At 71.0% G+C, this 20,263-nt stretch carries 22 protein-coding genes; 10 read left to right on the forward strand and 12 right to left on the reverse strand.

Translation table 11 applies throughout. The annotated features are described in order from the left end of the window. The 5 genes from Aco03nite_RS39780 to pcaH form a co-directional block, all read right to left on the reverse strand. Positions 1-791 (reverse strand): thiolase family protein (locus tag Aco03nite_RS39780; protein WP_275415950.1); only part of this gene is annotated, 791 nt, incomplete at its 3' end. After that, a complete protein-coding gene (gene pcaC / locus Aco03nite_RS55090; protein WP_203805882.1) occupies positions 788-2,080 on the reverse strand; it encodes a 4-carboxymuconolactone decarboxylase in 1,293 nt (430 codons plus the stop codon). The genes Aco03nite_RS39780 and pcaC, both read right to left, overlap by 4 nt. A gap of 196 nt (positions 2,081-2,276) precedes the next feature. Further along, a complete protein-coding gene (locus tag Aco03nite_RS39790; protein WP_239145823.1) occupies positions 2,277-3,482 on the reverse strand; it encodes a lyase family protein in 1,206 nt (401 codons plus the stop codon). Positions 3,483-3,527: 45 nt separating this feature from the next. Continuing rightward, on the reverse strand, positions 3,528-4,088 hold the full coding sequence (gene pcaG, locus Aco03nite_RS39795) for a protocatechuate 3,4-dioxygenase subunit alpha (protein ID WP_203805884.1): 561 nt from the start codon (positions 4,086-4,088) through the stop codon (positions 3,528-3,530). Continuing rightward, a complete protein-coding gene (gene pcaH, locus Aco03nite_RS39800) occupies positions 4,088-4,834 on the reverse strand; it encodes a protocatechuate 3,4-dioxygenase subunit beta (RefSeq protein WP_203805996.1) in 747 nt (248 codons plus the stop codon). Before pcaH ends, pcaG begins: the two co-directional genes overlap by 1 nt. Positions 4,835-4,909: 75 nt before the next feature. Between pcaH and Aco03nite_RS39805 the strand changes: the two genes are divergently transcribed. Beyond that, the gene (locus tag Aco03nite_RS39805) at positions 4,910-5,650 is read left to right on the forward strand and encodes an IclR family transcriptional regulator (RefSeq protein WP_203805886.1); all 741 of its coding nucleotides are present in this window, start codon (positions 4,910-4,912) and stop codon (positions 5,648-5,650) included. Between the two features lie 41 nt (positions 5,651-5,691). After that, positions 5,692-6,828, forward strand: coding sequence for a 4-hydroxybenzoate 3-monooxygenase (locus tag Aco03nite_RS39810; protein WP_203805888.1), 1,137 nt, complete (start codon positions 5,692-5,694; stop codon positions 6,826-6,828). Here the strand turns inward: Aco03nite_RS39810 and Aco03nite_RS39815 are convergent. Continuing rightward, positions 6,751-7,278: a hypothetical protein gene (locus tag Aco03nite_RS39815; protein ID WP_203805890.1), complete on the reverse strand. Its 528-nt coding sequence runs from the start codon at positions 7,276-7,278 to the stop codon at positions 6,751-6,753. The two genes, Aco03nite_RS39810 and Aco03nite_RS39815, sit on opposite strands and share 78 nt — an antisense overlap. A 29-nt stretch (positions 7,279-7,307) precedes the next feature. After that, positions 7,308-8,060, reverse strand: a complete 753-nt coding sequence (locus Aco03nite_RS39820) for a hypothetical protein (protein ID WP_203805892.1) — start codon at positions 8,058-8,060, stop codon at positions 7,308-7,310. 109 nt (positions 8,061-8,169) lie between these two features. On the opposite strand from Aco03nite_RS39820, the gene Aco03nite_RS39825 reads away from it, so the two are divergent. Both Aco03nite_RS39825 and Aco03nite_RS39830 read left to right on the forward strand, forming a co-directional pair. Next, complete coding sequence (locus Aco03nite_RS39825) at positions 8,170-8,706, forward strand: NAD(P)H-dependent oxidoreductase (RefSeq protein ID WP_239145824.1); 537 nt, start codon at positions 8,170-8,172, stop codon at positions 8,704-8,706. A 115-nt stretch (positions 8,707-8,821) separates the two neighbouring features. Next, on the forward strand, positions 8,822-9,553 hold the full coding sequence (locus tag Aco03nite_RS39830) for an SGNH/GDSL hydrolase family protein (RefSeq protein WP_203805896.1): 732 nt from the start codon (positions 8,822-8,824) through the stop codon (positions 9,551-9,553). Here the strand turns inward: Aco03nite_RS39830 and Aco03nite_RS39835 are convergent. After that, positions 9,523-10,599 (reverse strand): FAD-dependent monooxygenase, encoded by a 1,077-nt coding sequence (locus tag Aco03nite_RS39835; protein WP_203805898.1) that lies wholly within the window; start codon positions 10,597-10,599, stop codon positions 9,523-9,525. The two genes, Aco03nite_RS39830 and Aco03nite_RS39835, sit on opposite strands and share 31 nt — an antisense overlap. A 109-nt stretch (positions 10,600-10,708) precedes the next feature. Between Aco03nite_RS39835 and Aco03nite_RS54355 the strand changes: the two genes are divergently transcribed. Genes Aco03nite_RS54355 through Aco03nite_RS39855 form a run of 4 tightly spaced genes read left to right on the forward strand, consistent with a single transcriptional unit; the run spans position 10,709 to position 13,323 of the window. Continuing rightward, entirely contained in the window at positions 10,709-10,837 is a 129-nt protein-coding gene (locus Aco03nite_RS54355) for a hypothetical protein (protein ID WP_275415951.1), read from the forward strand. Positions 10,838-10,847: 10 nt separating this feature from the next. After that, the gene (locus Aco03nite_RS39845; RefSeq protein WP_203805900.1) at positions 10,848-11,540 is read left to right on the forward strand and encodes a GNAT family N-acetyltransferase; all 693 of its coding nucleotides are present in this window, start codon (positions 10,848-10,850) and stop codon (positions 11,538-11,540) included. Continuing rightward, positions 11,537-12,691: a sensor histidine kinase gene (locus Aco03nite_RS39850; RefSeq protein ID WP_239145825.1), complete on the forward strand. Its 1,155-nt coding sequence runs from the start codon at positions 11,537-11,539 to the stop codon at positions 12,689-12,691. The genes Aco03nite_RS39845 and Aco03nite_RS39850 overlap by 4 nt, the downstream gene beginning before the upstream one ends. Next, entirely contained in the window at positions 12,679-13,323 is a 645-nt protein-coding gene (locus tag Aco03nite_RS39855) for a response regulator (RefSeq protein ID WP_203805904.1), read from the forward strand. Before Aco03nite_RS39850 ends, Aco03nite_RS39855 begins: the two co-directional genes overlap by 13 nt. Here the strand turns inward: Aco03nite_RS39855 and Aco03nite_RS39860 are convergent. Both Aco03nite_RS39860 and Aco03nite_RS39865 read right to left on the reverse strand, forming a co-directional pair. Beyond that, on the reverse strand, positions 13,307-15,655 hold the full coding sequence (locus Aco03nite_RS39860) for an ABC transporter permease (protein WP_203805906.1): 2,349 nt from the start codon (positions 15,653-15,655) through the stop codon (positions 13,307-13,309). The genes Aco03nite_RS39855 and Aco03nite_RS39860 overlap by 17 nt on opposite strands. After that, positions 15,652-16,371: an ABC transporter ATP-binding protein gene (locus Aco03nite_RS39865; RefSeq protein ID WP_203805908.1), complete on the reverse strand. Its 720-nt coding sequence runs from the start codon at positions 16,369-16,371 to the stop codon at positions 15,652-15,654. The genes Aco03nite_RS39860 and Aco03nite_RS39865 overlap by 4 nt, the downstream gene beginning before the upstream one ends. 142 nt (positions 16,372-16,513) lie before the next feature. On the opposite strand from Aco03nite_RS39865, the gene Aco03nite_RS39870 reads away from it, so the two are divergent. Next, on the forward strand, positions 16,514-17,497 hold the full coding sequence (locus tag Aco03nite_RS39870) for a pectinesterase family protein (protein WP_203805910.1): 984 nt from the start codon (positions 16,514-16,516) through the stop codon (positions 17,495-17,497). Between the two features lie 31 nt (positions 17,498-17,528). Here the strand turns inward: Aco03nite_RS39870 and Aco03nite_RS39875 are convergent, their stop codons facing one another. Then, positions 17,529-17,705, reverse strand: a complete 177-nt coding sequence (locus Aco03nite_RS39875; RefSeq protein ID WP_203805912.1) for a hypothetical protein — start codon at positions 17,703-17,705, stop codon at positions 17,529-17,531. Positions 17,706-17,902: 197 nt separating this feature from the next. On the opposite strand from Aco03nite_RS39875, the gene Aco03nite_RS39880 reads away from it, so the two are divergent. Further along, a complete protein-coding gene (locus Aco03nite_RS39880; protein ID WP_203805914.1) occupies positions 17,903-18,514 on the forward strand; it encodes a dihydrofolate reductase family protein in 612 nt (203 codons plus the stop codon). A 36-nt stretch (positions 18,515-18,550) separates the two neighbouring features. Here Aco03nite_RS39880 and Aco03nite_RS39885 read toward each other — a convergent pair whose 3' ends face one another. After that, positions 18,551-19,942: a DUF4153 domain-containing protein gene (locus Aco03nite_RS39885; protein ID WP_239145826.1), complete on the reverse strand. Its 1,392-nt coding sequence runs from the start codon at positions 19,940-19,942 to the stop codon at positions 18,551-18,553. Positions 19,943-20,263 lie beyond the last annotated feature (321 nt).

The raw sequence follows: 20,263 nt of genomic DNA on the forward strand, positions 1-20,263 counted from the left end.
ACCGAGGCCCGATGGTCGACTACGGTGCCAGCCGGGCCCTGGACCCGGTGGTCGACGGCGGGACCGGCCGGGACCGGGGCCTGGTGGTGGGCGGCGGTGCCGGTGGAATCGGGGTCGACGTCGCCGGCGGGATCGGTGGGTGGGGTGCCGAGCGGGGTCACCAGGTCGTCGTAGAAGCCGTCGGTCCAGGCCTTCTCTGCGAGGGTGTGTGATCGTACGGCGAAATCGTCCTGTCTTTCTCTGGAGATGCCGAAACGGTTCGCCAACCGTTCGTTGCACTCGCCCAGAGACTCGGTCCACGCTGTGGGCATCCTCGGGTTCGCCAGGTGCCGGGCCCCGGTGGCCGGCGCCGCCGCGTCGCTGGGTGGGGCCGTCGCGTCGCTGGGTGGGATTGTTCGGGACACCTTCGGCAGGACCCACGGGGCCCTGGTCATCGACTCCACGCCGCCTGCCACCACGATCTCGGCGTCGCCGGCGGCGATGGCTCGGGAAGCGATGATCGCGGCGTCGAGGCTGGAGCCGCACAGGCGGTTGACGGTGTTCGCGGGCACGGTCGGCGGCAAGCCGGCCAGCAGGACCGCCATCCGGCCCACGTTGCGGTTGTCCTCGCCGGCACCGTTCGCGTTGCCCCACTGCACGTCGTCGATCCGGGCCGGGTCCAGGTCGGGCGCCCTCGCCAGCAGGCCCCGCAACGCGGCGGCGGCCAGGTCGTCGGGGCGCACGCCGGCCAGCGCCCCGGAATACCTGCCGAACGGGGTGCGGGTCGCGGCATACAGGAACGAATCGGTCATTCATCCTCCTCCAGGACCCGCTGGGCTATCCGGAACGCGGTGTTCGCGGCCGGGACACCGCAGTAGATCGCGGTCTGCAGGATCAGCTCCTTGATCTCGTCGGCAGACAGACCGTTGGTGCGGGCGGCCCGGACATGCATCGCTAATTCCTCATCATGTCCGAGAGCGATCAGTGCCGTCAGCGTGATCAGGGAACGGTCCCGGCGTTCCAGGCCCGGGCGGGTCCAGATCTCGTTCCAGGCGTACCGGGTGATCATGTCCTGGAAGTCGCGGGTGAACGGGGTGGTCGCGGCGGTCGCCCGGTCGACGTGAGCGGCGCCGAGCACCTCCCGGCGGACCGTGATGCCCGCCGCCCGCTGCTCGTCGAAATGCTGGTCCAGCAGGAACGCGACGACCTCGGGGTTCTCGGCCGGGGCCAGATGGGCGACACCGTCGAGGACCACCAGGCGGCCGTTCAGGACGCCGTCGGCGATGGCGCGGAGACTGTCCGGCGGGGTCGGTCTGTCGTGTGCCCCGGCGACGGCCAGCACCGGGACGGCGATCTCGGCAAGCCGGTCGCGCACATCGAACTCGGCGAGCGCCTCGCAGGCGCGGGCGTAACTCTCCGGGTCGGCGGCGCGGAGAGCGTCGAGGAGAGCCTCAGCGGGGGCCTCCGCCGCGGCTTTCGCGGAGGCCCGAGAAGCGGAGGCCGAAGAGGCCCAGGCCGGCGAAGCGGAGGCCGAAGACGCGGAGGCCGGCGAAGCGGAGGTCGAAGAAGCCAAGGCCGGAGACGCAGAGGTCGAAGACGCGGAGGCCGAAGAAGTGGCCGGGCCGGCGGCGGACTGCTTTTTCAGGAAACCGGGCGCGAACCACCGCTCGCAGGAACCGGCTACCAGGGCCTCGGTGCCCTCGGCGCGGACCAGCTTCGCCCGGTCCAGCCAGCCCTGCGCTTCACCGATCTTGGCGCCGGTGCAGAGCAGGGCGGCCGCGGTCACCCGGTCGGGCGCGTCGAGCAGCAGTTGCAGGCCGACCACGCCGCCGAGTGAGTCCCCGGCGTAGCCGAACGACTCCCCTGGCCGGATTCGATCAGCCAGGGCGAGCACCTCACGGGCCAGGTCGGCGACGGTGAACGGGCCGGTCGCGGGGGCGCTGCGGCCGTGGCCGGGCAGGTCCCAGCCGACCACGTGGTACCGGCCGTAGAGGCGGTCGGCGCAGGCGGTCCACAGGGTCTCGGCGCTGGTCCCGAGGGAGGGCCCGAGCAGCAGAAGCGGCTTGCCCGGCGCGTCGGTGAAGGTGGTGGCAGTCAGCAAGGTGGTCCCTCTCCAAGGCGGGGTCGGCTCGAACAGCCGGGGCAGGGTCGACTTGAACGGCCGAGGCGGGGCCGGCTCGAACAACCAAGGCACGGTCGACCCGAACAGCCTGGGCGAAGTCGACTCGAGCGGGTGGCGCAGGGTCGGCTCGAACGGCCGGGGCGGGGTCGGCTCGGGTGGGTGGGTCTGGGTTTGGTCATGGGTGGGGGGCGCGAGCCCGGGCCACGGCCGCGTCGATGATCTCGGTGGTCGCGCCGAGGTAGCGGTCGTCGGCGGTGCCGGAGGTGATCGAGCGCTGCTCGGCGTCGATCCCGGGACGAGCGGACGCCAGGTTCGCTGTCATCCAGGCCTTCTCCACCTGCAGGCCGGAGAGGAGTTCGGCGGTCTGCGAACCCGCCGTCACGGTGCGCCGGGCCAGCGTGCGCAGCGTCGCCCACTCGATGTGCCAGCCCCCGTCGGGACGCTCGTCGACGGCCGCGGCGGCGGCGGTGTGCATGGTCGCGGCCAGCATCGGCCCGGCCAGGGCGGCCCGGCGGATCAGGATCGACAGCACCGGGTTCTGCTTGTTCGGCATCGCCGACGAGCCGCCCCGCCCGGCGACCGCGCCCTCGGACAGTTCGTGGACCTCCGGGCGGGCGCCGACGAGCACGTCGTTGGCGAGCCGGCCCCACGCGTCGGTGCAGGTGACCAGGGCGTCGGCGATGCCGGTGAGCGGGGCGCGGGCGGTGTGCCACGGGTCGCGGACGGGCAGGCCGAGGGTGTCGGCGGCGGTCTCGATCAGGCCGCGGACGGTGATCGGCGATCCGGTCAGTGCGACCGGTGCGGCCAGGCTGCCGGCCGCGCCGCCGATCTGCACGGGCAGGGCCGCGGCGAGGGCGAGGCGGTCCCGGGCGTCCAGGATGCCGTTGAGCCAGGTCACTGCTTTCAGACCGAAACTGATCGGTACGGCGTACTGCGTCAGTGTCCGGCCCGGCATCAGTGTGTCACGGTGCTCCTCGGCCAGACGTACCAGCAGATCGGTCTGGACCTTGATCTGGCTCTGGATCTGCCCGGCCGCGTCGCGCAGACACAGGACCAGCCCGGTGTCGATGACGTCCTGGCTGGTCAGGCCCTTGTGCAGCCAGGACGCGGCGGCCGGGTTGCGGGCTTTCAGACGCTCCCGGAGCAGGGTGAGCAGCGGGATCAGCGGGTTGCCGCCGGCCTCCGAACCGGCCGCCACGAGCGGGACGTCGTCCGGCCCGATCAGGCCGTCGAGGTCGTCGGCGGCGGCCGGTTCGGCGACACCGTGCGCCACGAGCGCGGTCAGCCAGGCCGCTTCGGCGCGGACCATGGCCGCGAGGACGGCGGCGTCGGTGAAGACGTCACCGGCCCGGTCGTCCCCGGGCCACAGGAGGTCGGTCACGCGTTCTCCCTTGTCACGAAGTCGAAGTCGAAGTCGAAGTCGAAGTCAGGACCAGGCGTCGCGCAGGCGCGGATAGGTCAGGAAGACCGTCTCGTCGTCGCCCTGCAGGCGCACGTCGAAGACCAGTCCGTCCGGCTCGCGGGTGGTGATCAGCGTGTGCCGGCGGTCCTCGGCGACGGCGCTGAGCAGCGGGTCGGACGACAGTTCCGGCACGTCGGGGAGGTAGGCGCGGGTGAACAGCCGGTCCATCAGGCCGCGGGCGAAGACGGTGACGGCGAAGAACGGGGCGGTGCCGGGTTCGGTGGCGCCGGGTTCGAGGGTGAAGAACTGGTAGTGGCCGTCGGCGCCGGTGGCGGCCCGGCCCCAGCCGGTGAACGTCCAGCCGTCGCGGCGCAGCGAACCGGGCTGGCGCAGGACGGCGCCCTGCGGGTCGGCCTGCCAGATCTCCAGCACCGCGTCCGGGACCGGGTCGCCGTTGCCGTCGCGGACGGTGCCGTGCAGCCGGACCGCCTTCGGGTTGCCCGGTGGCACCAGCTCGTTCATCGCGTCGTATTCCAGGCCCAGGTGGAAGAAGGGGCCTACGGTCTGACCGGGTACGGCGCTCATCAGGCAGTTTCCTCGATGTCGGATTCCAGCGGGGTGCGGTGGGTGCCGGTGAGCACGACGTCCCAGCGGTAACCGGTGCTCCACTCGGGGGTGGTCACCTCGTGGTCGTACTGGGCGATCAGCAGGTCCCGGGCTTTCGGGTCGGTGATCGACTGGTAGATCGGGTCGAGCGGGAAGAGCGGGTCGCCGGGGAAGTACATCTGGGTGACCAGGCGCTGGGTGAAGTCGGTGCCGAACAGCGAGAAGTGGATGTGCGCCGGGCGCCACGCGTTGAGGTGGTTGCGCCACGGGTACGGTCCCGGCTTGATCGTCTGGAACCGGTAGGTGCCGTCCGGGCCGGTCAGCATCCGGCCGACGCCGGTGAAGTTCGGGTCGTGCGGGGCCGGGTGCTGGTCGCGCTGGTGCCGGTACCGGCCGGCCGCGTTCGCCTGCCACACCTCGACCAGCTGGTTCGCGACCGGATGGCCGTCGCCGTCGAGGACCCGGCCGGTGACCACGATCCGCTCGCCGATCGGGGTGCCGGCGTGCTGGATGGTCAGGTCGGCCTCGTCGACTGCCACGTCCCGGTGGCCGAAGGCGGGCGCCCACAGCTCGACCGACTCCGGGTCGATCAGGTGCGGCGGCTGTTTCGGGTGCCGCAGGATGCTGCTGCGGTACGACGGATAGTCGAGTTTCGGCTGTGGCCCGCCCGGCTGCTGGGCCGCCGCCTCGATCTCCCGGTTGATGTCAGCTTGTGACGACTCCATGTTCACGCTCCGGACGCTAGGCGGTCGTTGCGGACTTGGCTCTAAAATTCTTCCACTGGACGGAAGGGGGCCGTGGTGGGCGTCACCGTGACCTCCCGTGCGCTGGATCTGCTGGGCGCCTTCGACGGCGAGCACCGCAGTCTCAGTCTGACCGATCTGGCGCGCCGTGCCGACCTGCCGCTCGCCACCGCGCACCGCCTGGTCGGCGAGCTGCACCGGTGGGGCGCGCTGGCCCGCGAGCCGTCCGGGGAGTACGTGATCGGCCGGCGGATCTGGCAACTCGGCCTGCTCGCCCCGGTGCAGAGCGGACTGCGCCAGGCGGCCTCCCCATTTTTGCATGATCTGTACGGCGCCACCCTGGCCACCGTGCACCTCGCGGTCCGTGACGGGATCGAGGTGCTGTACGTGGAACGCCTGGCCGGGCACGTGTCGGTGCCCGTGGTCAGCCGGGTCGGGTCACGGCTGCCGATGCACTGCACCGGTGTCGGCAAGGTGCTGATGGCGCACGCGCCCGAGGAGGTCCGCGCCGAGTGCCTGCGGCAGCTGACCAGGGTCACCGCGTACACCGTCACCCAGCCGGCCCGCCTGCTCGACCAGTTGCGCCGGGTCCGCGCCGAGGGGTACGCCACCACCGGCGAGGAGATGAGCCTGGGCGCCTGCTCGGTCGCGGTGCCGGTGCGCAACGGCGCCGACGTGGTGGCGGCACTCGGCATCGTGGTGCCGGATCTGCGCCGGCAACTACCCCGTCTGGTGTCCGCGCTGCAGGTCGCGGCGCACGGGATCAGCCGGACGCTGGCTTCCGTTCAGTGGAAATAGGGTCTTGTGTCCCGGGCTCCGGGTGACCAACGCTGAGGGGCATGCGTACCCAGGTCGCCATCATCGGCGCCGGCCCGGCCGGTCTGCTCCTCGCCCATCTTCTCGCCCAGGGCGGGATCGAGTCGGTCGTGCTGGAGACCCGGTCCGAGGAGTACGTCTCGTCGCGTATCCGGGCCGGGATCCTGGAGCACTCCAGTGTCGAGCTGCTGGAGTCGGTGGGGCTGGGGGCTCGCCTCCGGGCCGAGGGTGATCAGCATCGGGGAATCCATCTGCAGTGGCCGGGGGAACGGCATCACCTGGACTTCGTCTCCCTGACCGGGCGCAGTGTCTGGGTCTATGGGCAGACAGAGCTTCAGAAGGATCTTGGAGCGACTCGGACCGCCGAGGCTCATTACGAGGTTTCGGACGTCGAGGTCGACACCGCTGGCCGAGTTCGGTTCACCGATAAAGATGGACGTATCACGGTTTTGGAGGCTGACTTCATCGCGGGATGTGACGGATCGTTCGGACCGAGCCGGAACGCCGTACCGGCGGCTCAGAAGTTCGAAAAGGTCTATCCCTATTCGTGGTTCGGGATTCTCGCCGATGTCGCGCCGTCGACCGACGAGCTGATCTACGCCTGGCATCCGGACGGATTCGCGCTGCATTCGATGCGGTCGTCCACGGTCAGCCGGTTCTATCTGCAGGTTCCGAACGGCACCGATCCGCAGTCGTGGTCCGACGACCGGATCTGGTCCGCGCTGTCGAAACGGCTCGGGCACGGGCAGGACGGATGGAAACTGAATCCGGGGCCGATCACCGACAAGAGTGTGCTGCCGATGCGCAGTTACGTGCAGACGCCGATGCGGCACGACAAACTCTTCCTGGCCGGGGACGCCGCGCACATCGTGCCGCCGACCGGAGCGAAAGGCCTGAATCTGGCGATCGCCGATGTGGCACTGCTCGCCAAAGCGCTGATCTCCGGTGACGAACGGCTGCTCGACAGCTATTCCGACGACGCGCAGCGCCGGGTCTGGCGGTGCACACATTTCTCCTGGTGGATGACCACGATGCTGCACACGTCGGGGGATCCGTTCGACGCGGAGCTGCAGTTGTCGCAGCTACGCTGGGTCGCCGGGAGCCGGGCCGGTGCCGCCGGTCTCGCCGAGAACTACGCCGGGCTGCCCATCGGTTACTGATTTCTTCTCCACCGCTTCGCGATAGGTCGGTTCCGGAAGAGTGGACGGGCTGGTGACCTGGCCGCGCGCCAGCAGCCCCTTTCCCAGGGCGGTGAGCGTGGCCAGGAACGCGACGTTGAGGGCGCTCTCCCAATCGAACGTGGTGACGTCGAAAGCGCCCGCCACCATCGACCCGGCCAGCGACGACAGGAACGTCTTCGCCAACCGGAGCAGCAGATCCGGCCAGAACGCCAGATCGGTGATCTTCGACAGGTATTGCACGCCGGTCAGCACCAGCGACACGACGAACGCGCTCACCGCCAGGGTCAGCGAATACCGCCACGGCAGATCGATGACCGAACCGGCACCGCCGGCCAGGAGCGTCGCGAGGAACACCTGACCGGCCGACCACCCGGCCCGTTCCAGAAAATCAAGGACTACAGCACGCCATTTCGGTACGACGGTGATCATCGCATCGACGTTCCTCGCTCCGAAGATCGTCAAACATCAGCCGATCGGATCAGTTCCCGGATCGCGTCGCCGATCCCGGCCGGCAGGGCATACCGTTTCGACAGCCAGTCCAGGGTGAACCGGGCCGCCGGCACGTTGCCGTCGTAGCCGGGGACCATCGCGGCCAGCGGAAGACGGAAGGCCCGCTCCACCCGCCGGGCCGGATCGAAGGGATCCCGGTACGGGAAGTCGCCGCCGTCCAGCCGGGACAGGGCGATCACGTCGTCGACCGCGCTCCCCTGGATCAGCCGGGACGCCGCCAGTCTCTCCCCGCGAAGTTCCCGGTGCAGTCCGACGTAGAGGCTCGTCAGAGCGTTGTTCAGGTGGAACTCCTCGGTATGGAACGGCTCCCGGGGGATCGACCGGCCCGACTCGGCCAGATCCTTCGGGGCGTCGTCACGTCTCCACACCACCCGCGCCCCGGAGAACGGGACGGTCCGCAACTCGGCTGCCGTGAACACCAGGTACTCCACGAAGACGCCGTCCGCGTAGAGCGCCTTGCGCCCGTTGCGGTCGTGATCGAACCGGTAGGTGATCGGGCCGGCGGCCTCCAGCCAGTCCGTCCGGTCCAGGTAACGCCACTTCGCACCCTCGTCGACGACCACGAAGAAGTCCAGATCGGAATGCTCGTCGACGCGGCCCCGCTGGGTGCCGCACGAACCCAGCCCCAGCAGACCCACCACATCCGGCCTGGACGCCAGCGTGCCGGCGATCTCGTCGAGTCTGCGCAGAACCGTGGTCATCGAACCTCCGCATCGGTATGGGTGGATCCATGAAGAGCATCGCCGATGCGGGGCGCCGGCCCAAGCCCTGATGCCGTTCCCACCGGGGAACCGGTGTCATGATCACGGGGTGACAGCGGTCCATGTCGTGTACGCGCATCCCTCCCCGTCGTCGTTCACCCGGGAGGTGCTGGACGCGTTCGTGAGCGGGCTCCCGTCGTACACCGTGTCGGACCTCTATGCCTCCGGCTTCTCGCCGGTGATGACGGCGGCGGAGTATGCCGGGGCGGTGCCGCCCGACGTGCGCGCCGAGCAGGAGCTGCTGGACGCGGCCGACACGTGGGCGTTCGTCTATCCGGTGTGGTGGGCGGACTGCCCGGCGATCCTGAAGGGCTGGTTCGACCGCGTCCTGACCGTCGGCTGGGCGTACAAGCCGATGCGGTTGAACGTCGCCACCCGCGCACTGGTCCTGTGCACGGCCGGCCACCCCACCGAGACCCTGGAATCGTCAGGCGTCCTACCAGCGATGCGAACCGTGATGCTGACCGACCGGATCGGCCCACGGGCCCACACCGCGTCGTTCCACGTGCTGGCCGGCCCGGACAAGGCCACACACCTGGAGACCGCGGCCGCTCTGGGGCGTTCCCTGGCAACACGGCCCGGCTGAGGACAGTCGAACTCCGGATTTTATCCGGCGGTAACAATAAATTCACGCCGTTCTTTTTCTCGATGCGGCGATCTAGCCTCCGGTATCCCCCAGCTACGTCCCCCGGAGGCATTCGGTGCGTCAGACGACCGTCCTCGCCAGTGTTGTCAGTTCTGCTGTTCTCTCGTTCGGGCTTGCCGGGCCCGCTCATGCCGTCAGCGCCGTCGACTACGCCGCTCTCGGTGACTCCTACTCGTCCGGTGTCGGGGCCAGTGGGCAGTCCGGCTCGTGTCTGCGCAGCAACAACGCCTACGGGCCGCTGTGGGCGGCCGCCAACAGCCCGGCCTCGTTCCAGATCCTGGCGTGCAGCGGCGCCACCACCGACGACGTGCGCAGCACGCAGATCCCGGCTCTGAGCAGCGGCGCCGATCTGATCACCTGCTGGACCACCACCGACGCGAACTGCGCGGCCAAGGTCGACGCGGGTAAGACGTACGTGGCGAACACGCTGCCCGGCAAGCTCGACGCCACCTATGCCGCGATCAAGGCGAAGGCCCCGGGCGCCAAGGTGGTGGTGCTGTCGTACCCGCTGATCTACGCCTCCCCGGCGACCGGCTGCGCGCTGAGCACCGCGAAGCAGACCGCGATCAACGACGGCGCCCGGGTGCTGGACGAGAAGATCAAGGAGCGGGCGCAGGCGGCCGGGTTCGTCTACTCCGAGGTGCGTGACGACTTCTCCGGGCACGAGATCTGCTCGCCGGACCCCTACCTCAACGGGGTGACGATCATTCCGGCGCAGAATTCGTACCACCCGAACAACGCCGGTTACGCCAAGGGTTACCTGCCGGCGCTGTCCGGGTCGGCGTAACGCGACATCGAGCGCAGCGCCAGCCGCGGCGGGGTCCAGCGCATCACGGTGTTCCGTACCGCGATGGCCAAAGGGTTCTCCAGCTGCTGACCGAACCGTCCCACCATCCGTGACGCCCGCGCCACCTCCTGGCTCCGGGGCCGCCGCAGCCGGTCGTAGCCGGCGGGCCCGGCGGTGGCGAGCACGACGGCGTCCTCGATGGCCTGGTTGGCACCCTGACCGAGGTTCGGCGTCATCGCGTGGGCGGCATCGCCGAGAAGAACGACACGACCGTTGACGTACGACGGGAGGGGCGCACCGAGACACGCGAGGTCGTCCCGTAACACCGTGCCGGTCCCGGCGATCAGTGCCGGGATCGGCTCGTGCCAGCCGCGGAACCGGTCGTCGACCGCATCGGGCGCGGTGCCGGGCGCGGCGTTGACCGAGGCGAACCAGTAGACCCGCCCGTCGGACAGCGGCACGATGCCGAACTCGGCGCCCCGGCCCCAGGTGATCGCCGTGTCGAGCGCACCGTCCCAGACCGGGGTGACGCCCCGCCACGCGGTGACCCCGTAGTGGACCGGGCCGGGCGCCGTGGGCCACAGCCGGCTCCGGACGACGCTGCGGATGCCGTCCGCACCGACCACCAGGTCCGCGGTGATCAGGTCGCCGCAGGTGACCACGCCGTCCGCCGTCACGTCGGTGACCGGTGTGCCGGTCCGCACCTCGACGCCGGCGGGCAGCGCGCCGAGCAGGATCTCGTGCAGGACGGCCCGGTGGATCCCGTACGCCTCGACCGCCCCGGCCTCGATCCGGGCCAGCCAGCGCCCGTCGGACCGGCGGGTGCCTGCGGACGCGCCCGGCCGCCCACCGGCGCGGACCTCGGCACCGACCCCGAGCTCGTCGAGCCCGCGCAGCCCGTTGGCCTGCAGCACCAGCCCCGCACCGGCCGGCCGGAACGCGGCGGCCCGCTCCAGGATCGTCACCCGCCACCCCGCCCGGTGCAGGCCGAGGGCCGCGCTGAGCCCGCCGATACCGCCACCGACCACCACCGCGTGCCGTGTCATCACCAACTCCTTCTACAGCCTCACCCACCGGGCCGTCGACCGTCGCGCCGCCCTGCCGGAGGGCACCACCTCGGCCTACTTCCGCACCCGTAAGAGCCTGATCGAAGCGGTGGTCCGGCGGATAGCCGACCTGGACGGCGTGGACCTGACCGGCGAAGACCTGGCCGGGGAGGAGGACCTGATCGCCGCGATCACCGCCGTGCTGCGCGGGATCACCGGGACAGCGGCTCCACTGTAGAGTCGGCGTGATGGGAGAAGTCTCGGTCCGGTTCCTCGCGGGGGAAGCCGACACCGGCACACTGCGCAGGCTGTATGACAGCGTGTTCACACTGAGTTTCGTGGCCGCCGAGCGTGAGCCGTTCGAGCGGCTGACCCGGGTGCTGGCCGCCGACGAGCTACGCGGAGCGGTCGCGCTGACCCCGGACGGCGAGCCGGTGGGAGCCCTGTTCCTGGAGTGGTTCGCCGACATCCGGGCCGGGCTGCTCTGCTATTTCGCGGTCCGCCCCGATCTGCGCGACGGGGGCATCGGCCGCCGTCTGATCGCCGAGGCCACCCCGCGCTGGCGGACCGGGTTACGGCCGCGGGTCGTCTTCGCCGAGGCCGGTGACCCGACTGTGCACGGCGGCGGCGAACACACCGGGGACGGCGACGCGCGCCTGCGGATGTATGCGGGGTTCGGCGCCAGCCGTCTGCCGCTCCCCTATCTGATGCCCGAACTGTCCCCGGGCACCGGCCGGGCCGCCGATCTGCTGCTGCTGGTCGCCGAGACGGACCCGCCGTCCGACCGGATCCGGGGTGATCTGGTCGAGGGCTTCCTGACGCGGTACTTCGCCCGGCAGGAGGGCCACGTCGACCCGGACGACGACAGTCGCCTCAAGGAACTCCTGGCCCGGTGCCGGGAGACCGAGTTCCTGCCGCTGCTGCCGCTCTCCGGCGAGTGACCGTCCGCTACCTCCTGGGGTCGCTGCTCTCCGCGGTCGTCACGCTGGCCGGGCTGCCGTTGTGGCCGGTGCCGCGACTGGCCCGATTCTGGGCGGCCCGGCACCGGAGCCGGGCCACCCGGGTGCTCGCCGGGAGCGGGAGCCCGCCGCGGCAGGCCGACGCCGGCGCCGACGGTGACGGTGACGGTGAACGCACCGCGCGGGCCGTGCTGTGGCTGCCGGTGCACGTCGTCACCGGGCTGGTCCTCGGGCTGCCTGCCCTGCTCTGCGTGGGCAACATCGTGGTCGCCTCGATCGCCACACCGCTGTGGTGGGCGTTCCCGTTGGCGGACCGGCCCCGGTTGTTCGTCGACATTCCGGTGCCGGACTGGACCACCGCGCTCACTCTCGGCCCGCTGCAGATCGTCCTGCTGCTGGCGGTGGCCCGCTGGGTGCTGCCGCCATTGGCGCGGCTGCACGCCCGGATCTGCGTGGCGGTGCTGTCGTACCGGACGAACGAGCAGCTGGCCGACCGGGTGGCGGTGCTGACCCGGACCCGCGCGGAGGTCCTCGACGCCCATGGCGCGGAGTTGCGCCGGATCGAGCGGGATCTGCACGACGGGACACAGGCGCGGCTGGTGGCGATCGCGATGCGGCTGGCCGTGGCCCGGGACGCGTTCACCGACGTGCCCCGGGACGATGCTTTCGTCGAAGGGCTGATCCGGGAGGCGCACGAGGGGGTCGAGGAGGCGATGGCCGAGCTGCGGACGGTGATCCGCTCGGTGTACCCGCCGATCCTCGCCGACCGGGGGCTGGACGGGGCGCTGACCGCGGTGACCGCCGGATGCGCGGTGCCGGTCAAGCTCGAACTCGGGGACCTGGAGCGGGTTCCGGCGGCGGTCGCGGCGGTCGCCTACTTCACCGTGGCGGAGGCGCTCACGAATGTCAGCAAGCACAGTGGAGCCACCGGGGCGGGCGTCCGCGCCGGGCGTACGGCAGACAGGTTGTCGCTCGTGATCTGCGACAACGGACACGGCGGCGCTGACGACCGGCAGGGCACCGGCCTCGCCGGGATCCGGCGGCGGGTGTCGGCGCTGGACGGCACCGCGACCGTCGACAGCCCGGCGGGCGGGCCGACCACCGTCACCGTGGAGCTGCCGTGCGGGTGGTGATCGCCGAGGACAACGTGCTGCTCTCGACGGGTCTGGAGCTGCTGCTGGGCCGGGCCGGGTTCCAGGTCGCGGCGGTCGCCACCGACGGTGACGGGTTCGTGGCCGCGGTGCGCGAGCACCGGCCGGACGTCACGATCGTCGACGTGCGGCTGCCTCCGACGTTCCGCGACGAGGGGATCCGGGCCGCGCTGCGGGCCCGCCGGGAGACGCCGGGCCTGCCGGTGCTGGTGCTATCGCAGTACGTCGAGCAGCAGTACGCCGCCGAGTTGCTGGCCACCTCCGGCGGCGGTGTCGGTTACCTGCTCAAGGACCGGGTCAGCCGGGTGGACGGTTTTGTCGACGCGCTGCGCCGGGTCGCCGCGGGCGGTACCGCGATGGACCCGGAGGTGATCGCAGCCCTGGTCCAGCGGGCCGGCGACCCGATCGCCGTCCTCACCGCGCGGGAGCGTGAGGTGCTCGCCCTGATGGCGCAGGGCCTGGACAACACCGCCATCGGGCAGCGCCTGGGGATCACCGACAACGCGATCCACAAGCACGTCGGCAACATCTTCGCCAAGCTGGGCCTGGCCGTCTCGGACAGCGGCCACCGCCGGGTCCTGGCAGTCCTGGCCTACCTCAACGCCGCCCGGTAAGAATTCGGGCCGGGGTCATCACCGCGGCCCGGCCGAGCAGCGCCGCCGCCGCGACGATGCCGAGAGCGAGCGGCGGCGGTACGACCGGAACCGGTGACCCGGTCAGCGCGAGACCGGTTCCGATCAGTGCCGGCGTCACCGCCACCGCTCCGACGGCCACGGCGGTGACGACGACGATCCGGGCCTCGCCGCGCATCATCGCCAGCACCTGCGCCCGGGTCGCCCCGACCTGCCGGAGCAGCGTGAACTCCGGAACCCGCGCAACCGTCGCGGTCACCAGCGTGTTCCCGACCGCGATCGCCAGGTATCCGAGCAGCACCGCGTTGAGCAGCACCCCGGCCCCGGCGTCCCCGCCGTCCCCCGCGACGTCGGGCCAGGTGGAACCGATCCGGACGGTCGGCAGATGCGCGACGGCCGAGCGCGGAGAACCGGCGCCGGCGACCAGCAGGGCGTCGTCCAGACGGTCGGTGACGTGGTCCAGGACCACGGCGTGCGGCAGGACGACGTCCCCGAATCCAAGCCCCCGTTCGTAGACCGCCACCACCACCGGCGTGATCGGCGTGCCGTCGCCGAGACGCAGAGTGACGGGATCACCGAGCCCGGCGCTGAGGGTGTCCGCCGCCGCCCGGCTCAGTGCCACGGTTCCGGTCCGTAGCCCGGCAATGTCACCGTCGGTCACCCCGAGATCGAGGGTCTCCGGGACGAGGTCGGCCCCCAGCGCCGGGTAGTGCACGATCTGCGGACTGCCGTCGTCGGTGAAAATCGCCGTCACCCGGCTGCGGACGACGGGCGTCACCGCCCCGGCGCCCGGAACCGCTCGCACCAGATCCGCGACGTCCGGCGACAGACCGGCCGTGGTCGACGTGACGACGTGCCCGGCGAGCAGCCCGTCGGTGGCCTGCTGCCGGGCGGCGGCCGCGGTGGTGGTCCCGCTGAACAGCTGCCCGGCGGCCAGGATCACCCCGATGACCAGTGGGATCGTGGCGGCCGCGAGTCGCCGGGACTCGGCGCGGGCGTTCGCGGCGGCCAGGAATCCGCCCACCTCGGACCGCCGGTTCACCCACCGCCCCAGCACCGCGACGACCCCGCCGACCAGCCACGGCCCGAGCAGCAGCACCGCGAACAGCAGCACGAACGCCGAGAAGGCCGCGCCCTCCGCACTCCCGGCGAACGCCATGACCAGCCCGGCCGGCACCAGCAGCAGTCCGGCGATCATCCGCGCCCGCCCGGGCCGCCGCTCCGGTTCCGCGGGCCTGCGCCGGGCCGCACCCCGAGCCGCGATCCAGCCCCCGAGCAGGGCGGAGAGCAGACACAACCCCATTGCCGCCGGTACGGGTGACAGGCTCACCCTCAGCCCGAAACCATCCGGCAGCGCTCCGGCCCGGACAAAACCCGCGGTCAGCAGCAGACTCAGCCCGATCCCCGGCAGCACGCCGAGCACCGCCCCGAGCGCACCCACCACCGCGGTCTCGGCCAGGATCATCCGCAGCACCTGCCGCGGGGTGGCGCCGACCGCCCGGAGCACGGTGAACTCCGGCAGCCGGCGGCGGACCGAGAGCGCGACGGTGCTCGCCACCACGATCAGGATCACCAGGAGCATGCTGCCGCCGAACGCCAGGGCCAGTTCGCCGAGGAACGCCCGGGCGGTGCCGACGTCGAGGCGTTCGGCCGTGCCCCGCTCGTCCCCGGAGTACACGACCAGGCCGGGCCCGGCGACGTCGACCGGCCCGTCGGCCAGCACCCCGATGGTGTCCACCCGGTCCGGGCGCCCGGTCAGCTCCCGGGCCCGGTCGTCGGTGAAGAACACCGCGGGCCGGTCCACGATCCCGGTCACCCGGTAGTCCGCGACCGTCGTCCCGGTCACCAGCCGGACCGTCCCGCCGAGCCGTCCGGCCATGCCGGGCCCGAGCGCCACCTCGTCCGGTCCGGCCGGAGCGGCACCGCTGACCAGCGCATACCCGCCGAGCGCCGTCGACGCCCAGCCGTGCCCGGACAGCGCGGCCCCGGACTCCAGCACGGTCACCGGCACGCTGACGTCACCGATCGCCGCGCGCACACCGGGCAGCCGGGCGACGTCGGCGGCCAGGCTCGCCGGCAGGGTGGCCCGCTCCGGGAACCGGGGATCCACGTCGTCGGCCAGCGGCAACGTCTGCGGGGCGCCGATCACCAGGTCGGCGGCCCGGTACCGGTCCGGCGGGACGACCGAGCGCACACTGCTCTCCAGCAGGATCCCGCAGGCCGTGAGCACCGCGGATCCGCACAGCACCGCGAGGAACGCCGCGACGAAACCGCTGCGCCGGGCCCGGACGGTGCTCCAGGCCAGCCGGATCACGGCTCCCCCAGACTGGTCATCCGCTCGGCGACCCGGTCGGCGGACGGCCGGGGCAGCTCACCGGCCAGGCGGCCGTCGGCGAGGAACACCACGGTGTCGGCGAACGCGGCCGCGACCGGATCGTGGGTGACCATCAGGACGGTCTGCCCCCGGTCGTCGACGAGAGCGCGGAGCAGCTCCAGGATCCGGTGGCCGCTGCGGCTGTCCAGGGCGCCGGTCGGTTCGTCGGCGCAGATCAGGTCGGGCCGGACGACCAGGGCGCGGGCGATCGCCACCCGTTGCCGCTGGCCGCCGGAGAGCTCGGCCGGGCGGCGCTCCCCCAGGCCGGTCAGGCCGACCGCGGCGAGAACCTCGGCGAGCCGGGCCGGGTCGGGGCGCCGGCCGGCCAGCCGGACCGGCAGCAGCACGTTGTCCGCCACGGTCAGGGCGTCGAGCAGCTGGTACGACTGGAAGACGAAGCCGATCCGGTCCCGGCGCAGCACCGTCGTCTCGTTCTCGGAACGCCCGGCCAGGTCGGTGTCGCCCAGCCACACCCGTCCCGAGGTCGGCCGGTCGAGTCCGGTCGCGCAGTTCAGGAACGTGCTCTTGCCGGAGCCGGACGGGCCCATCACCGCGGTGAACGTGCCCCGCCGGAACCCGGCCGAGACCGTGTCGAGCGCGGTCACCCGGCCGTACCGTCTGGTGACCGCGTCCAGGCGTACCGCAAAGGTCGTCATGTCCGAAAACGCTAGATCGGGCAGCGCCGGCGGCCCATACGACCAGCCACCGTTTCCGTACTACAGCTAGCTGTAGTTATCGATGTTCTTCTATAGTCGGAAAGCGCTTACCCGCAGGTCTCATCCCCGAGAGGATCCCCCCATGCCTCGCACCGCCGTCGCTGCCGTGCTGCTCACGGCCGGACTGCTCGCCGTCCCCGAATCGGCGCTCGCAGCCACCTCGTTCACCGTCGCCACCGACGGATCCGGCAACTACACCACCATCCAGGCCGCCGTCGCCGCCTCCTCGACCGGCGGGGTGATCACCATCAAGGCCGGCACCTACTACGGGCAGGTGCAGATCCCGGCGAGCAAGTCCGGCATCACCCTGCAAGGCGCGACAGGCACCTCCGGCGACGTGATCATCACCGGGAGCGTGCCGCAGTCGACCGCCGGCCCGACCGGCAGCGCCACCGTCTACAACTTGGCGCCGAACAGCACGATCAAAGGCTTGACCATGCAGAACACGTACGGTGCGGGAAGTCAGGCTCTGGCTCTTTACGCCGCCGGCGACCGGCAGGTCTACCGCAACGTCCAGATGAAGGGTTACCAGGACACGTTCCTGTCCTGGGGCGGCACCGGCAGCTCCCAGATCCGGCAGTACGTCTACAAGTCCTACATCTCCGGCGTCACCGACTTCATCTACGGCAACGGCGCGGTGGTCATCGACAGCACCACCATCGAGTCGCTGAACATCGGCAGCTCCAACAACGGCTACATCACCGCCGCCGCCACCGACGACAGCAACCCTTACGGCTTCCTGATCACCAGGTCCACGGTCAAGAGCGCGGCGGCGTCCCAGACGGTGGCGCTGGGCCGCTGCTGGCACGCCGGGAACGCCGCCGACGCCATCGGCCAGGTCCTGGTCCGCGACTCGACGCTGGGCGGCCACATCCGCCAGTCCGGCGCCTGGCAGGACATGAGCGGCTGGTCCTGGCGCACGTGCCGCTTCAACGAGTACAACAACACCGGCGCCGGCGTCACCAACGGCACCTCCGACCGCCCCCAGATGTCCGCATCGACGGCCGCGAACTACACCGCCCAGAAGTATCTGGCCGGTTCCGACGGCTGGAACCCGGTCCAGTGACCGCCTGAACCCGGGCGACCCGATACGGCGGTCACTCGCCTTCCCGGTCTCTTGTCAGGCCGGGAATGTCCTGGGCGGCGAGTTTTATGCCGGCGCACACGGCGTGTTTGATGATGCTGAAGAGGATGGCGCCGAATGCCGTCAGGAGCAGCAGCCACCCGATCGCCTTGATCAGCAGGACTACCAGTGGATCCCAGTCTTCCAGCATGTGGCACCGGTCCCTCGCGTCGAGTCGGGCGTTCCGCGGCCCGCCCCGGGATGCCCGGACGGATGCCTTCGCACAGTCTGCCGTGATGTTGTGCGGGACGAGGCTCGCTTGCGGCACCGTGAGGTTCGCCGGGGCCTGCCGATGAGTTCCCGGGGGCCGGCCGGTCTGCACAGTGACGGCTCTTCGAGGAGGACATCGTGGGTGTTGTTCGGATCGATCTGTTCACTACCTTGGATCTTGTGGCGCAGGCGCCCGGTGGGCCGGACGAGGATCCGGAAGGTGGATTCTCGTTCGGTGGGTGGCAGGCTCCGCTGATGGACGAGACGGTCGGGGACTCGGTGATGAGCGGGCTCCGGGACTGTGACGCTCTGCTGCTCGGGCGGAAGACCTATGACATCTGGGCCGGCTACTGGCCCACCAAGGACGACGAGATCGGGCGGCTGTTCAACCGCATTCCGAAGTACGTGGCCTCCCGCGGCACGCCGGAACTGTCCTGGGCCGGCTCCAGCCTGATCGGGGGCGAGCTGGCGGACGGCGTACGCGAAATCCGGGAAAAGCATGAGAACGTGCACGTGATCGGGAGTCTCGACCTGGTGCAGACCCTGCTGCGGGAGAAGCTCTTCGACCGGCTGACGCTGTGGGTCTATCCGATTCTGCTCGGCGCCGGGAAGAAGGTCTTCGACGGCGGGCCGGTGCCCACGAATCTGACCCTGCTGGAGCCGCCGGTGGCCGGGAACGCCGGCGCCGTGACGCTGCACTACGGGCTGGCCGACGGGATTCCCGGCACCGGGGACATGTCGGCGCGATAGCGGAACGGCGCCCCGGACGATCCGGGGCGCCGTCGGTCATCTGCGTGTCTTGGGCAGGTCGAACTGGTCGGCTGCCCGGCAGTCCCTCTGGTTGCCGATCGATCCCGGCGGCAGCTGTTTCAGGGCCTCCCGGGCCTGCTGACGGCCCAGGTTCCAGGCGTACCAGGGATCGTCGTCCTTGAGGTCGGCGGCGATCCAGCTGAGCGTGCACCGGCGTACCGGATCGGGCAGTTTGGTCAGTGCCGGGGTGGCGTCGGCGGACAGCGCCCGCAGATACCAGGCGTCGATCTTGCCGGAGCCCTGGTAACGCAGCGCGTTGCGGCTGGCCACGTAACCCTCCGGGTTGAGGGCGGCGAGGCCGAGCAGCATCAGCACGGCGAGACCGACGGTGGTGCCGGGGATCCACCTGCCCTGCCATTTGACGCCGGCCACCGCGATCATCACGAAGATCACGCCGAGCAGCATCTCCGACGCCATCACGAAGATCCGTTCGCCGGTGAAGCTGTACACCCGCTGGTACGTCCACATCCGGGACAGCGCGGACGCCACGATCACCACGCTCAGACCACAGAGCAGGCCCAGCAGTACGCGCAGCAGCACCCGTTCCACCTTCTGCTCGCGTTTCGCCCAGCGGGCCAGCCCGGCGATCAGCGCCAGCGACAGCAGGGTGACCGCCACCAGCTGCCAGAAGCCGCTGCGGGCGTACTCGGCGTAGCTGAGCTTGGCGGTCTTCAGCACGTGATCGTTGCCGCCGAACAGCACGGTGAACTGGACCGCCACGAACCCGGCGAACAGCAGCACCAGCGCGGCGCCGGCCGGGGCCCATTCGAGCAGCCCGAACCGGCCCTTACCCGCCCGGTCCAGACTGGACAGGGTGGGCGGGGCGGACAGCGTGTAGATGCCGGAGATCGCGAGCAGGGCACCGGCCACGGCCAGGAAGATCCACTGGAAGATCGAGCCGACGGCGAAGTCGGGCACCGCGTCGTCCAGCAGTTTCGAGAACGCCATGTCGGCCGACGACAGCAGCGCGCCGAAGACGAGCAGCACCACGGCGGTCAGCGCGGCCGAGAAGACGATCCGGCGGGCGATGCCCGGGTTCCGGCCGCCCTTCAGGTGCCGGCTCACCCACGGGATGCCGACCAGCGCCGCCCACGGGGCCGCGATCAGGCTGAACAGGATCGACCGGATCTGCCGGCCGCCGACGATCGCCAGCGCGGTGCATCCGAGCGCGCCGAGCACACTGAACGTGACCAGCCACCACGCGTTCCGGAACGCCGGGACCAGCATCAGGGCGAGCGCCGCCGCGGCCCAGCCGCCGCGGATCAGGCGTTCCTTGGCCGGCAGGCCTTCGGACGCCCGGACGGCGAACACCACACCCAGGGTGAGCGCGAGCCAGGCCAGGAACCAGCCGACACCGACCCGGCCCAACGGCAGGAAGACCAGGAAACCCAGGGCCCCCGTCAGTACGCCGGCCGGAACCGCCCAGCCCTTGGCGTCCTTCGGCCCCGTCCAGTGCTTCGCCCGGAACGTCTGCCAGGCGGTGGGCGGCTGCTCGTAGGACCCCCAGGGCCGAGGGTAAAGCCCTTGCGGATGCGGCCCTTGCGGGTGCCGGCCTTGTGGATGGGCCCCTTGCGGCTGCTGTCCCTGTGGATGAGTTTCTTGCTGCTGTCCAGGAGGCTGAGTCCCCTGTGGATGCGATCCCGGTGAACCATGCCGCTGCGGCGCCTGTGGATTCGTCGCCTGTGGATT

Source organism: Actinoplanes couchii, from assembly GCF_016862075.1.
In the GTDB taxonomy this organism is placed as follows: Bacteria; Actinomycetota; Actinomycetes; order Mycobacteriales; family Micromonosporaceae; genus Actinoplanes; species Actinoplanes couchii.

Coding starts and splice junctions, on each gene's coding strand:
- Aco03nite_RS39870 (WP_203805910.1), top strand. CDS start 16,514: ATGCCTCGCACCGCCGTCGCTGCCGTGCTGCTCACGGCCGGACTGCTC.
- Aco03nite_RS39835 (WP_203805898.1), bottom strand. CDS start 10,599: ATGACACGGCACGCGGTGGTGGTCGGTGGCGGTATCGGCGGGCTCAGC.
- Aco03nite_RS39875 (WP_203805912.1), bottom strand. CDS start 17,705: ATGCTGGAAGACTGGGATCCACTGGTAGTCCTGCTGATCAAGGCGATC.
- Aco03nite_RS39815 (WP_203805890.1), bottom strand. CDS start 7,278: ATGATCACCGTCGTACCGAAATGGCGTGCTGTAGTCCTTGATTTTCTG.
- Aco03nite_RS39865 (WP_203805908.1), bottom strand. CDS start 16,371: ATGACGACCTTTGCGGTACGCCTGGACGCGGTCACCAGACGGTACGGC.
- pcaH (WP_203805996.1), bottom strand. CDS start 4,834: ATGGAGTCGTCACAAGCTGACATCAACCGGGAGATCGAGGCGGCGGCC.
- Aco03nite_RS39810 (WP_203805888.1), top strand. CDS start 5,692: ATGCGTACCCAGGTCGCCATCATCGGCGCCGGCCCGGCCGGTCTGCTC.
- Aco03nite_RS39845 (WP_203805900.1), top strand. CDS start 10,848: ATGGGAGAAGTCTCGGTCCGGTTCCTCGCGGGGGAAGCCGACACCGGC.
- Aco03nite_RS39820 (WP_203805892.1), bottom strand. CDS start 8,060: ATGACCACGGTTCTGCGCAGACTCGACGAGATCGCCGGCACGCTGGCG.
- pcaG (WP_203805884.1), bottom strand. CDS start 4,088: ATGAGCGCCGTACCCGGTCAGACCGTAGGCCCCTTCTTCCACCTGGGC.